The organism is Tistlia sp., from assembly GCF_040905785.1.
Taxonomy (GTDB): Bacteria; Pseudomonadota; Alphaproteobacteria; order Kiloniellales; family DSM-21159; genus Tistlia.
In genome coordinates this window covers 26133-38697 of record NZ_JBBDQW010000089.1, presented here as the reverse complement: position 1 = coordinate 38697, position 12565 = coordinate 26133, and the positions used below count along the sequence as shown (strand labels likewise).

The 12565-nt window shown below is 70.2% G+C and carries 10 protein-coding genes; 4 read left to right on the top strand and 6 right to left on the bottom strand.

Annotated elements, in window-relative coordinates; all coding sequences use genetic code 11:
- Positions 1-33: 33 nt before the first annotated feature.
- From rpsB to proS, 6 genes are all read right to left on the bottom strand, one after another.
- A complete protein-coding gene (rpsB, locus tag WD341_RS20400; protein ID WP_368427334.1) occupies positions 34-972 on the bottom strand; it encodes a 30S ribosomal protein S2 in 939 nt (312 codons plus the stop codon).
- A 222-nt stretch (positions 973-1194) separates the two neighbouring features.
- Entirely contained in the window at positions 1195-4776 is a 3582-nt protein-coding gene (dnaE, locus tag WD341_RS20395; protein ID WP_368427333.1) for a DNA polymerase III subunit alpha, read from the bottom strand.
- Positions 4777-4889: 113 nt separating this feature from the next.
- Positions 4890-5429, bottom strand: coding sequence for a cell wall hydrolase (locus tag WD341_RS20390; RefSeq protein WP_368427332.1), 540 nt, complete (start codon positions 5427-5429; stop codon positions 4890-4892).
- Positions 5426-6139, bottom strand: a complete 714-nt coding sequence (locus WD341_RS20385) for an ABC transporter ATP-binding protein (protein WP_368427331.1) — start codon at positions 6137-6139, stop codon at positions 5426-5428. Before WD341_RS20385 ends, WD341_RS20390 begins: the two co-directional genes overlap by 4 nt.
- A complete protein-coding gene (locus WD341_RS20380) occupies positions 6132-7379 on the bottom strand; it encodes a lipoprotein-releasing ABC transporter permease subunit (protein ID WP_368427330.1) in 1248 nt (415 codons plus the stop codon). Before WD341_RS20380 ends, WD341_RS20385 begins: the two co-directional genes overlap by 8 nt.
- Positions 7380-7388: 9 nt before the next feature.
- On the bottom strand, positions 7389-8717 hold the full coding sequence (gene proS, locus WD341_RS20375) for a proline--tRNA ligase (RefSeq protein WP_368427329.1): 1329 nt from the start codon (positions 8715-8717) through the stop codon (positions 7389-7391).
- Positions 8718-9044: 327 nt separating this feature from the next.
- On the opposite strand from proS, the gene WD341_RS20370 reads away from it, so the two are divergent.
- The 4 genes from WD341_RS20370 to WD341_RS20355 are packed head-to-tail and all read left to right on the top strand — an operon-like array spanning position 9045 to position 12553.
- Positions 9045-9803 (top strand): GntR family transcriptional regulator, encoded by a 759-nt coding sequence (locus WD341_RS20370; RefSeq protein WP_368427328.1) that lies wholly within the window; start codon positions 9045-9047, stop codon positions 9801-9803.
- 2 nt (positions 9804-9805) lie between these two features.
- On the top strand, positions 9806-10774 hold the full coding sequence (locus WD341_RS20365) for a TRAP transporter substrate-binding protein (RefSeq protein WP_368427327.1): 969 nt from the start codon (positions 9806-9808) through the stop codon (positions 10772-10774).
- A gap of 11 nt (positions 10775-10785) precedes the next feature.
- On the top strand, positions 10786-11259 hold the full coding sequence (locus tag WD341_RS20360; RefSeq protein ID WP_368427326.1) for a TRAP transporter small permease: 474 nt from the start codon (positions 10786-10788) through the stop codon (positions 11257-11259).
- A gap of 13 nt (positions 11260-11272) precedes the next feature.
- Positions 11273-12553 (top strand): TRAP transporter large permease, encoded by a 1281-nt coding sequence (locus WD341_RS20355; RefSeq protein WP_368427325.1) that lies wholly within the window; start codon positions 11273-11275, stop codon positions 12551-12553.
- Positions 12554-12565 lie beyond the last annotated feature (12 nt).

Here is a 12565-nt window from a genome sequence, read left to right as displayed (position 1 = left end):
CGCGCGGCCGCCCGAGGGCGGCCGGCCGATCGCCTAGGCCGACGCGCCCTGGTCGCTGGGCTTGCTCTCGGCAGTCTCGGCTTCGGCGGCCTTGGGCTCGGCCGCCTGGGGCTCGGCAGCCTGGGGCTCGGCAGCCGGCTGCTCGGCCGGGGTCGCAGCAGGCGCGGATTCAGCGGTCGCGGCTTCCGCAGGCGCGGCTTCCGGGGCTGCGGCAGGCTCAGGGGCGAGCGCGGTCTCGACCGGTGCCTCGGCCGCGGCGCCGATGTCGCGGCCGCTGCCGCTCGCCTCTTCCTGCAGCCCGTCGAGCACGGCGCCGGAGACCAGGTCGCAGTAGGTCGTGATCGCCCGGATCGCGTCGTCGTTGCCCGGGATCGGGAAGGCGATGCCGTCGGGATCGGAGTTGGAGTCGAGCACCGCGATGACCGGGATGCCGAGCTTGTTGGCCTCGGTGACCGCAAGCTGCTCCTTGTTGGTGTCGATGACGAAGAGCATGTCCGGCAGGCCGCCCATGTCCTTGATGCCGCCGAGCGACAGCTCCAGCTTGTCGCGCTCGCGGGTCAGGCCGAGCAGCTCCTTCTTGGTCAGGCCGGTGGTCTCCTGGCCGAGCTGCTCCTCCAGCGTCTTCAGGCGCCGGATCGAGTGCGAGATGGTCTTCCAGTTGGTCAGCATGCCGCCGAGCCAGCGGTGGTTGACGTAGTACTGGCCGCAGCGCTTGGCGCCCTCGGCGACGATCTCGCTGGCCTGGCGCTTGGTGCCGACGAACAGCACCCGGCCGCCGCCGGCGACAACGCCGCGCACGGTGTTCAGGGCCTGGTGGAGCAGCGGCACCGTCTGCTCCAGGTCGATGATGTGGACGCCGTTGCGCTCGCCGAACAGGAACGGCTGCATCTTCGGGTTCCAGCGCCGCGTGGTGTGGCCGAAGTGGACGCCGGCCTCGAGCAGCTGGCGCATGGTGAAATCGGGAAGAGCCATGTCTTTCTAGTCTCCGGTTCTGCCTCCGCGGGCCCTTGATCGAGGGCGGACGAGGGTCCGCCAGGGCTCGACACCGGTCGCGACCGCAGCCTGAAAAGGCCGTGGCCGTCGCTGGCCCGCGTGTGGGGTTACAGATTGACGCGCGGGAGATAGCGCCGAAGCGGCCGGATTGCAAGGAGGAAGAGGGCCGCAGGGCGGGCCTCGCGCGAGGCTCCGGCCCGCCTAGAGGTCCTGCACCACCAGCCCCGGGATCGACTTGATCGCCTGGCGGCCGGCGGCGGAGATGGCGTAGCCCTGGGGCAGGTCGATCTCGATCTCGCGGCCGTCGCCGGTCTCCAGCACGATCGAGATGCGCCCGCGACCCCGGCGTTCGCGCTCGAGCAGCGCCTTGAGGTGCGGCAGCGGCTCGTCGCCCTCCAGGAAGACCTTGAGGCCGGCCGCGGTCTTGGCCAGGGCCTGGTCGAGATCCTCGAAGGACTGGGCGGTCAGGCGCAGGTCGTCGCCGTCGGGCGCGCGCTCGGCGACGACCTCCACGACCAGCGGCTTGCCGCCCTCCAGCAGGTCGCGGGCCACGGCGAGCACCTCCTGGAAGGCGGTGACCTCGTAGGCGCCGGTCTGGTCGCTGAGCTGGACGAAGGCGAAGCGCTTGCCGGCCTTGGAGGTGCGCTCCTGCTTGCCGACGACGATGCCCGCCAGGGCGATGCGCCCGGCCGCGCCCTCGCGCACGGCGCGCGGCAGGTCGGCGATGGTCACGACCCGGCGGCGCTGCAGCAGCGCGCCGTAGGACTCGAGCGGGTGCGAGGAGAGGTAGAAGCCGAGCGCGTCGAACTCCTTCTGCAGCCGCTCCATCGCCGGCCAGTCGCTGCAGGGCGGCAGCTTGAGCGGCTCCGGCTCGCCGCCGCCGCCGAACAGGTTGGACTGCCCGACCGAGCGCTCCTGGGAGACGCTGGCGGCCGTACGCACGATCGTCTCGGCGGCCAGGAAGACCTGCTGGCGGTTGGCGTTGAGGCTGTCGAAGGCGCCGGCGCAGGCGAGGTTCTCGACCGCCCGCTTGTTGATGCTGCGCACGTCGAGCCGGCGCGCGACCTCGGCGAGGCCGGAGAAGCGGCCGGCCAGGTCGCGCTCCTCGGCGAGCTGGCGCATCGCCGCCTGCCCGACGTTCTTGATCGCGCCGAGGGCGTAGCGGATCGCCTTGACGGGCCCAGCTGCGACCGGTCCCGTTGTGACCGGCCCCGTTGCGACCGGCCCCGTTGCGACCGGCCCAGTTGCAACTGCCCCGCCCTGCCCTTCGCCGGCCGGGCCGTCCTTCGCCGGCGCGGCGACGGCCTCGACCGCGAAGTCGGCGTAGCTGCGGTTGACGTCGGGCGGCAGCAGCGGGATGCCGAGGCGCCCGAGCTCCTGGCGGAAGAGGTTGAGCTTGTCGGCCGAGGCCATGTCGTAGGTCATGGAGGCGGCCAGGAACTCGACCGGGTGGTTCGCCTTCATGTAGGCCGTGTGGTAGGCGACCAGGGCGTAGGCGGCGGCGTGCGACTTGTTGAAGCCGTAGCCGGCGAACTTGTTGACGAGGTCGAAGATCGAGGAGGCGCGCCGGCCCTCGACGCCCTTGGCGGTCGCGCCCTCGACGAAGCTGGCGCGCTGGGCGTCCATCTCGGCCTGGATCTTCTTGCCCATGGCGCGGCGCAGCAGGTCGGCCGAGCCCAGGCTGTAGCCGGCCAGCTCCTGGGCGATCTGCATGACCTGCTCCTGGTAGATCATGATCCCGAAGGTCTCCTTCAGGATCGGCTCCAGGGTCGGGTAGAGGTAGTCCGGCGCCTCCTCGCCCTTCTTGCGGCGGATGTAGGCCGGGATGTTCTCCATCGGGCCCGGCCGGTAGAGCGCGACCATGGCGATGACGTCCTCGAAGCGGTCGGGCTTGAGCTTCTTGAGGGCGTCGCGCATGCCCGAGCTTTCCAGCTGGAACACGCCGGCCGTGTCGCCGCGCGCCATGACCCGGTAGGCCGCCTCGTCGTCCAGCGGCACCTTGACCAGGTCGAAGTCCGGCTGCGCCTCGCGCACCAGGTGGGAGGCGCGGGCCAGCACCGTCAGGGTCTTGAGGCCGAGGAAGTCGAACTTCACCAGGCCCGCGTCCTCGACGTACTTCATGTTGAACTGCGTCACCGGCATGTCGGAGCGCGGGTCGCGGTAGAGCGGCACCAGCTCGTCGAGCGGCCGGTCGCCGATGACGACGCCGGCAGCGTGGGTCGAAGCGTGGCGGTAGAGGCCCTCGAGCTTGAGCGCGATGCCCATCATGCGCGCGACGTTCTCGTCCTCGCGGCGCCAGTCCTGCAGGCGCGGCTCGCCGTCGATCGCCTGGCTCAAAGTCACCGGGCTGGCCGGGTTGTTGGGCACCAGCTTGCAGATCTTGTCGACCAGGCCGAACGGCAGGCCGAGCACGCGGCCGACGTCGCGCAGCACCGCGCGCGCCTGCAGCTTGCCGAAGGTGATGATCTGGGCGACCCGGTCGCGGCCGTACTTGTGCTGGACATAGGCGATGACCTCGTCGCGCCGGTCCTGGCAGAAGTCGACGTCGAAGTCCGGCATCGAGACGCGCTCGGGGTTGAGGAAGCGCTCGAACAGCAGGCCCCAGCGGATCGGGTCGAGGTCGGTGATGGTCAGGGCGTAGGCGACCAGGGAGCCGGCGCCCGAGCCGCGGCCCGGGCCGACCGGGATGTCCTGGCCCTTGGCCCACTGGATGAAGTCGGCCACGATCAGGAAGTAGCCGGGAAAGCCCATCTGCTCGATGACCCTCAGCTCGTACTCGAGCCGATCCCGATAAGGCCTTGCCTTGGCTTCCCTTTCAGCGTCGTCGTCCGCGGCCTCGTAGACGTGGTCGGCGAGCCGCTTCTCGAGACCGGCCAGGGACTGGGCGCGCAGCTCCTGCGGCTCGTCGCGCCCGCCGACGGTCGGGAAGGCCGGCAGGATCGGGCGGATCGTCTCGGGGTAGAAGGCGCAGCGCCGGGCGACGACCAGGGTGTTGTCGACCGCCTCCGGCAGGTCGGCGAAGAGCGCGCGCATCTCGGCGGCCGACTTGAAGCGGTGCTCCGGCGTGACGCGCCGCCGGTTCGCCTCGGCGACGTAGGTGCCGCCGGCGATGCAGAGCAGCGCGTCGTGCGCCTCGTAGACGTCCTCGGTCGCGAAGAAGGCGTCGTTGGTCGCGACCAGCGGCAGCTCGCGGCCGTAGGCGAGTTCGACGAGGCGCTCCTCGACGGCCTGCTCGCGCGCCTCGCCGTGGCGCTGCAGCTCGATGTAGAGGCGCCCGGCGAAGGCGTCCTGCAAGGCGTCGAGTGTGGTCTCGGCAAGGTCGTCCTGGCCGTCGAGCAGCGCCCGGTTGACCGGCCCTTCCGGCCCGCCGGTCAGGCACAGCAGCCCCTCGCCCCGCTCGATCAGGTCCTGGTAGGTGACGTGCGGCGGCTCGGCGGCATCGACGCCGAGGAAGGACTTGCTGACCAGCTTCAGCAGGTTGCGGTAGCCGGCCTCGTCCTGGACCAGCAGCACGATGCGGTCGGGCGGCGGCTCGCGCCCCGGCGGGTGGTCCTCCAGCGTTCGCCTGAGCCCGAGGTTGCAGCCGATGATCGGCTGCAGGCCGGCCTTGCTGGCCTCCGAGGAGAACTCCAGGGCGCCGAACAGGTTGCCGGTGTCGGTCACGGCGACCGCCGGCATCCGCTGGCCGGCCGCGAGCGCGACCAGGTCCTTGACCTTGATCGCGCCCTCGGACAGCGAATAGGCGGAGCGGACCCGCAGGTGGACGAAGTCGGCGTGGCTCATCGCGCCATTCTCCACGGCCCGGCCGAGTCCGTCACCGGCTCAAGCGCCGCAGGGCTGTGGATAGCCGCGGGGGCGGCCCCTCATGCGAGGCCCCCCCCCCCCCAGCCCCCACCTCAGCGATAGAAGGTATGGTTGCCGATCACGGCCGTGGCCGTCTTGTGGTGGCGCCACTTCGGCCGCGCCTGGCCGTTATGGAAGAACAGGGCGCCGCCGGTCGGGTCCGGGCGCCGGCCGCTCAGGGCGTCGCGCGCCGCCTGCTCGGCGTCGGCCCAGCGCGCGGGGTTGGTCGGCACGTCGGGCTTGCCGTCGCACCACCAGTGGAACTGGCAGCGCCAGCGCGCCTCCCCGCCTTGCCGGACGACCCCGCAGAGGCTGTCGGGAAAGCGGGCGTCGGCCCAGCGGTTGAGCGTCACCCAGGCGACCGCGAGGCGGCCGAGCCGCGACTCGCCGCCGGCCTCGAAGTAGACGTTGAGGGCGAGGCACTCGAACTCTGCCGCCTCGACCTCCTGCGCCGCCGCGCCGCCGGCCGGCACCGCCAGCAGCGCGAGGCCGAGCAGCAGGCCGGCCAGCCCGCTCCTGCCCAGGGCCCTCCTGCCCAGGGACCTCCCGCCCAGGGACCTCCTGCCCAGGGACCTCCTGCCGAGTGCCCTCATTGCGCCACCAGCCGGCCGTCGCGCAGCGCGACGACCCGGTCCATGCGCTGCGCGAGCTCGTGGTTGTGGGTCGCGACCAGGGCCGCGAGGCCGGTCCGGCGGACCAGGGCGGTCAGCATCTGGAAGACGCCGTCGGCGGTGTGGGGGTCGAGGTTGCCGGTCGGCTCGTCGGCGAGCAGGACCCGCGGCCGGTTGGCGATCGCCCGGGCGATGGCGACGCGCTGCTGCTCGCCGCCCGACAGCCGCCCGGGGCGGTGCTCCATGCGCTCCTTCAGGCCGACCGCCTCGAGCAGCTCGGCGGCGCGCTCGGCGGCGGCGCGGCGGCCGGTGCCGGCGATGCGCTGCGGCACCATCAGGTTTTCCAGCGCCGTGAACTCGGGCAGCAGGTGGTGGTACTGGTAGACGAAGCCCATGCGCGCGCCGCGCAGCGCCGTGCGCCGCCCGTCGGACAGGCTGTCGGCACGCTCGCCGGCGACCAGCACCTCGCCGGCGTCGGGCCGCTCGAGCAGGCCTGCGATGTGCAGCAGGGTCGACTTGCCGGCGCCCGAGGGTCCGACCAGGGCGACCAGCTCGCCGGCCTTCAGGTCGAGCTCGGCGCCGCGCAGGATCTCGAGGCTGCGCTCGCCCTGGCGGAAGCTCTTGACCACGCCGCGCAGCGTCAGCGAGCTCTCGCCCGTGGCCGGGGGCGCGCCGGTCGCGAGCTCACTCATAGCGCAGCGCCTCGACCGGATCGAGCCGGGCCGCCTGCCAGGCCGGCAGCAGCGGCGCCAGGAAGGAGATCGCCAAGGCCATGCCGACGACCTGCAGCACCTCGAGGGGATCGCGCTCGGCCGGCAGGTTGGTCAGGAAGTAGATTTCGGGATCGAAGACGCGCGTCCCGGCCAGCGCCTCGACCCAGTGCTGCAGGGTCGCGATGTGGTCGGTGAAGAGGATGCCGAGCACGACCCCGGCGAGGGTGCCGATCAGGCCGATCGAGGCGCCGCTCATGAAGAAGACGCGCAGGATCATGCCGCGCCGGGCGCCCATGGTGCGCAGGATCGCGATGTCCCGCCCCTTGCCCTTCACCAGCATGTACTGGCCCGACAGGATGTTGAAGGCGGCGACCAGGATGATCAGCGACAGGATCAGGAACATGACGTTCCGCTCGACCTGGATCGCGTTGAAGAAGCTGGCGTTGGCGCCCTGCCAGTCGACCATCCGGTAGCTCGCCGGCACGAACTTGCCGGCCTCCGCCGCGACCTCCCGGACGCGGTCGGGATTGTCGAGGAAGAGCTCGACGGCGTTGACCTTGTCGGGCAGCCGGAAGAACAGCTGCGCCTGCTCGAGCGGCAGGTACACGAAGCTGGAATCGTACTCGTACATGCCGACGTTGAAGGTGCCCGCGACCGGATAGGTCTTCACCCGCGGCATGCTGCCGATCACGGTGGTGTTGCCCTGGGGACTGAGCAGGCTGATCGTGTCGCCGGGATAGCGGCCCATGGTCTGGGCCAGGCGGTTGCCGAGCAACAGGCCCTCGCCGGCGCGGAAGCGCTCGGCGGCGCCGGTCTCGACGCTGTCGGCGATCAGCCGGCGCTCCAGCAGCGCCGCCGGTTCCAGGCCGCGCACCACGGCGCCGCGCGCGCGCTCGCCGGCGGTGACGATGACCTGCTCCTGGATCTGCGGCACGACCAGGCGGACGCCGGCGATCTGCCTCAGCTGCTCGGCCAAGTCGTCGTAGTGCTCGATGCCCTCGCCGGCGCCGTAGACCGTGAGGTGGCCGTTGATGCCGAGGATCCGGCTCAGCAGCTCCTGGCGGAAGCCGTTCATCACGGCCATGACGATGATCAGGGTCGCGACGCCGAGCGCGATGCCGAGCAACGAGAAGGCGGCGATCACCGAGATGAAGCTCTCCTGGCGCCGCGAGCGCAGGTAGCGCAGCGCCATCATGCGCTCGAAGGCGCCGAACACCATGATCCTGCCCTAACCGGTGGTCAGCCGGGCGAGCGCCGACTCGAGCGAGAGCTCCTCGCGCTCGCCGCTCGCCCGCCGCTTCAGCTCGACCAGGCCGTTCTTCAGGCCGCGCGGCCCCAGGATCAGCTGCCAGGGCAGGCCGATCAGGTCCATCTCGGCGAACTTGGCGCCGGCGCGCTCCTCGGTGTCGTCGTAGAGCGTCTCGACGCCGGCCGCCGCGAGCTTTCCGTAGGCCGCCTCGCAGGCGGCGTCGCACTCGGCGTCGCCGGCCTTGAGGTTGATCAGGCCGACCCGGAAGGGCGCCACCGCCTCGGGCCAGACGATGCCGGCCTCGTCGTGGCTGGCCTCGATGATGGCGCCTGCCAGGCGCGAGACGCCGATGCCGTAGGAGCCCATGTGGACCTCGGCCTCGCCGCCCTCGGCGGTCGCCACGCGCGCGCCCAGCGGCTTGGAGTACTTGGTGCCGAAGTAGAAGATGTGGCCGACCTCGATGCCGCGGCCCTGGTAGCGCCGCGCCTCCGGCACGCTGTCCTCGAAGGCCGCCTGGTCGTGCTTCTCGTCGGTGCGCGCGTAGAGCCGGGTAAAGTCCTCGACGATGGCGCCGACCGCCTCGGCGTCGGCGAAGTCGATCTCGCGGCCGAGCAGGTCGTAGTCCAGGAAGGTGCGGTCGCAGAAGACCTCGGACTCGCCGGTCTCGGCCAGGATGATGAACTCGTGGCTGAGGTCGCCGCCGATCGGGCCGGTGTCGGCCTCCATCGGGATGGCGCGCAGGCCCATGCGCGCGAAGGTGCGCAGGTAGGTGACGAACTGCACCTGGTAGGCGCGCCGGGCCGACTCGTAGTCGAGGTCGAAGGAGTAGGCGTCCTTCATAAGGAACTCGCGGCCGCGCATGACGCCGAAGCGCGGGCGCACCTCGTCCCGGAACTTCCACTGGATGTGGTAGAGCTTCTGCGGCAGCTCGCGGTAGCTCCGGACCGCGCCCGCGAAGATGTCGGTGATCAGCTCCTCGTTGGTCGGGCCGTAGAGCATGTCGCGCTCGTGGCGGTCCTTGATGCGCAGCATCTCCGGCCCGTAGTCGTCGTAGCGCCCGGACTGGACCCAGAGGTCGGCCGACTGGATCGTCGGCATCAGGACCTCCTGGTTGCCGGCGCGGTCCTGCTCCTCGCGCACGATGCGCTCGATGTTCTTGAGCACCCGCAGGCCCATCGGCAGCCAGGAATAGATGCCGGCCGAGGCTTGGCGGACCATGCCCGAACGCAGCATCAGCCGGTGCGAGACGATCTCCGCCTCCTTGGGATTGTCGCGCAAGGTCGGCAGGAAGAAGCGGGAGCGGCGCATCGGGTCCTCTGGCGGAGCTGGCGGAAATGGCGGCCGGACACTAGCCGCATTGCGCGCGCGTGGGAATGCCCGAGCCGCAGCCCCCAAATTGCCCCCGAATTGCCCCCGACTTGCCTCGGTGCCGCGCTGAGGCGTCCGGCGGCGCCGCTGGATCCCGGATCGCAAGGCTCGCACCCCGATCACCTGCGGCTCTCGGGCTCGCCTTAGCGTCCGGGATGACGGGTGGCGACAGGGCGGCCGCCCGCGCCGCAGATTGCTGATTGTTGACAATCTTGGGCGCCGCGCCTCATCCTGCTGTCAAGATGCAATGGCCGGGAGCGAACAGACTTGGCTGTCACGGCACCCTGGCTCTCGGTCCTGCCTTCCCTGTCGCCCCGCGGGCTCGACGTGGAGGCGGCCGACTGCCTGCGCGAACTGATACTTTCCGGAAAACTCGGAGCCGGCAGCCATCTGGTGGAGACGGTGCTCGCCGAGCGGCTGCAGGTCAGCCGCGGCACCCTGCGCGCCGCCTTCCGCCGGCTGCATGACGAGGGGCTGGTCGAATACCGCCCGAACCGCGGCGTCTTCGTCCGCCAGCTCACCGCGGAGGACATCTGGGAGATCGCCACCCTCCGCGATTCCCTGGAGACCATGGCCTCGGTGCTGGCGGCGCGGCGCATCGACGACGAGGGGCGCCGGGCGCTCCGGGAGCTGATTGGCGAGATGCGCGCGGCTGTCGAGACCGGCGACCGCAACCGCGCCGTCGAGTTGGACTACGGATTTCACCGCCTGGTCATGCGCCTGTCGGGGCACGAGCGCCTGCAGCAGACCTATGCCGTGCTGGAGGGGCAGACGCGACTGTTCATGGTGCTGACCGATCCGACCCACCCCGACCTCAGCCACATGTTGCCGCTGCACGAGCCGCTGGCGGAGGCGATCGCTGCCGGCGACGCCGAGAGCGCCGCGGCGATCGCCGCCGGGCAGAACGAGAATGACGCGCAGCAGCTGATCGCCCGCGTCGCGAAGACGAATTCCGGACTCCCGGAGCAGCCGGCAGGGGCAGTGCGAGAGCCAGCGCCGGTCACTTCACAAAGAAAGAGAGGGTAACGATGACAGGCTACAAGGTTTGGTTCGGTGCCGCGGCCGTCGGCGTACTGCTCGCCGGCGCGCCAGCGGGCGCACAGTCCGAGACGGTTCGCATCGCCACCACGGCCCCGGCCGGCGGTGCCGACTACATCGCGGTCGAACGCTTCAGCGAGCGCCTGAGCGAGCTGACGGACGGCGCCGTTGAGGTGAAGATCTTCCCGAGCTCGCAGCTCGGCACCTACAAGGAGGTGCTCGAGCAGATCCGTGCCGGCGCCGTCGAGGGCCTCTACGAGAGCATGGGCGTTATCGGTCCCTGGCACCCGCTCGCCGGCCTGGAGGCCGTGGCCTACCTCTACAAGAGCGAGAAGCACTTCTTCGACGTCTGGCGCAGCGACCTCGGCGAGGACCTGCTCGACGCCGTGGCCGAGGAATCCGGCTTCCGCGTCGTCGGGCCGGCATTCCGGGGCTTCCGCCAGATGACCGTCAACAGCAAGGTCGAGAAGGTCGAGGACCTGGACGGCATGAAGATCCGGGCACCCGCCATCCCGGCCTACGTCACGGCCTGGGAGGCGCTCGGCGCCCGCCCCACCCCCATCGCCTTCGAGGAGGTCTACACCGCCATCCAGCAGGGTGTGGTGGAAGGCCAGGAGAACCCGATCGTGGTGATCTACGACCACCACTTCGACGAGGTCTGCGAGTACCTGATCCTGACCAACCACATGGCCGAGACCATGGGCTTCATCTTCAATGAGGAGTGGTACGGCGAGCAGTCGGAGGAGATCCGCGAGGCGATCCGCACGGCCGCGCGCACAAGCTCCGACTGGTACCGCGAGTTCACGCGCGAGAGCGAGACGAAGATGCTCGACGAGCTGGAGGCCAAGGGCATGGAGGTCATCGAGCCCGACCTCAGCGGCTTCATGGCCCGCGCCGCAACCGCCGAGATCGACCCGGCGATCGCGCCCTGGGTCGAAAAGATCCGAGCCCGCGACTGAGGCCGGAACCGATGTTCAGGCGTACCGCGGATGCGATCGCAATGGTCGTCGGCGCGGCCCTGGCACTGCTGCTGACGGTCATCGTCGTGGCGATCTTCGCCCAGGTCTTCTGGCGCTACGTCCTGAACGAGCCGCTGGTATGGCCCGAGGAGGCAGCCCGCTACAGCTTCATTTGGCTGTCCTTCCTCGGCCTGCCGCTGCTGCTTCGCCACGGTGAGATGATCGCGGTGGAGACCGTCGCCGCGGCCCTGCCGGAGCGGGTTCGCGCGCTCCTGCAGGGCTTGGCCGGCCTGCTGGCCGTCCCCTTGCTCGTCATACTCGTCTGGCAGGGCATCAGGCTGATGGATGTCGTCTCGGGCCAGATCGCCCCCGCGACCGGACTGCCGTCCAGCCTGCTCTACCTAGCCGCTCCGGTCGGCGCACTGTTGTCACTCTTCTTCCTGGCCGAGCGTCTGATTGCCGGCCCCCCCGCACCTTCCGCCTAGGGAATTCCTGCCGATGATCCTGCTGACCCTGGGCCTGCTGACCCTGGGACTCGTGCTCCTGTCGATCCCTGTCGCCTTCGCCCTGGGGCTGAGCAGCCTGGTCGTCATGCTGATCTGGCCCGGGCCGCCGCTCCTGCTCGTCGCGCAGAAGATCCTGAACGGGATGGACTCCTTCCCGCTGCTCGCGGTCCCCTTCTTCCTGCTGGCGGCGGCCCTGATGAACGACGGCGGCATCACCCACCGGATCATCAGCATCTTCAGCGGCACGCTGGGCCGCTTCCGTGGCTCGCTCGGGCTGGTCAACGTCGGCACCAACATCTTCCTCGCCGGCATCTCGGGCTCGTCGGTCGCGGACGCCACCGCTACCGGCTCCGTGCTGATCCCGGCGATGAAGCGCGAGGGCTACCCGCCCGCCTTTGCCGCCTCCCTGACTGCCGTCGCCGCCGTCATCGGTCCGATCATTCCGCCGAGCATCCCGCTCGTGATCTACGGGGTGGTCGCCAAGGTCTCGATCATCAAGCTGTTCGTCGCCGGCTATCTGCCGGGCCTGCTGCTCGGCAGCTGTCTGCTGCTGTACGTCGCACTCCTGGCGCGCTATCGCCGGTTCCCGACACAGCCACCCTGCCCCTGGCCCGAGCTGGCGGGCCGGCTGAAGCGCGGCTTCTGGTCGCTGATGATGCCCGTGTTCCTCGTCGCCGGCATCTTCGGGGGCGTGTTCACGGTGACCGAGCTGGGCGCCGTGCTGGTCGTCTACGCCCTTGTCCTGAGCGTCGTGGTCTATCGCGCCGTCGAGCTGCGCGGGTTGCCCTCGACCTTGCGCCGAGTCGCCCTGGATTCCGCCAACGTTATGATCATCGTCGGGATGAGCAGCCTGTTCGCCTACCTGATCGTCGTCTTCCAGGTAAACGACGTGATCGCCACCTTCGCGACCGAGGTCATCGACAGCAAGATCGGCGCGCTGCTCCTGATGAACGTGATCCTGCTGGTGGCCGGCATGTTCCTGGATTCGACGCCGGCGACGATCATTCTGGTGCCGATCTTCATGCCGCTGGCCCAGGCCTTCGGCATCGATCCGACCCACCTCGGGCTGATCATGGTCTTCAACCTGATGATCGGCCTGGTCACGCCGCCGGTCGCGCTGAACCTCTACATCGCGGCGCGCATCGCCGGCGCGCCGATCAGCCGGGTCCTGCTCGAGCTGGCGCCGATGTTCGCGATGCTGATCGCCATCCTTGGCCTGATCACCTTCGTTCCCGAAACCGTACTCTGGCTGCCCCGGCAGCTGGGCTTCTAGCGCCGAGGCTCT

Bases quoted from the DNA above. Each gene is read 5' to 3' on its own strand.
- WD341_RS20360 (WP_368427326.1), top strand. From the start codon at position 10,786: ATGTTCAGGCGTACCGCGGATGCGATCGCAATGGTCGTCGGCGCGGCC.
- WD341_RS20390 (WP_368427332.1), bottom strand. From the start codon at position 5,429: ATGAGGGCACTCGGCAGGAGGTCCCTGGGCAGGAGGTCCCTGGGCGGG.
- WD341_RS20385 (WP_368427331.1), bottom strand. From the start codon at position 6,139: ATGAGTGAGCTCGCGACCGGCGCGCCCCCGGCCACGGGCGAGAGCTCG.
- WD341_RS20365 (WP_368427327.1), top strand. From the start codon at position 9,806: ATGACAGGCTACAAGGTTTGGTTCGGTGCCGCGGCCGTCGGCGTACTG.
- WD341_RS20355 (WP_368427325.1), top strand. From the start codon at position 11,273: ATGATCCTGCTGACCCTGGGCCTGCTGACCCTGGGACTCGTGCTCCTG.
- WD341_RS20380 (WP_368427330.1), bottom strand. From the start codon at position 7,379: ATGGTGTTCGGCGCCTTCGAGCGCATGATGGCGCTGCGCTACCTGCGC.
- proS (WP_368427329.1), bottom strand. From the start codon at position 8,717: ATGCGCCGCTCCCGCTTCTTCCTGCCGACCTTGCGCGACAATCCCAAG.
- dnaE (WP_368427333.1), bottom strand. From the start codon at position 4,776: ATGAGCCACGCCGACTTCGTCCACCTGCGGGTCCGCTCCGCCTATTCG.
- rpsB (WP_368427334.1), bottom strand. From the start codon at position 972: ATGGCTCTTCCCGATTTCACCATGCGCCAGCTGCTCGAGGCCGGCGTC.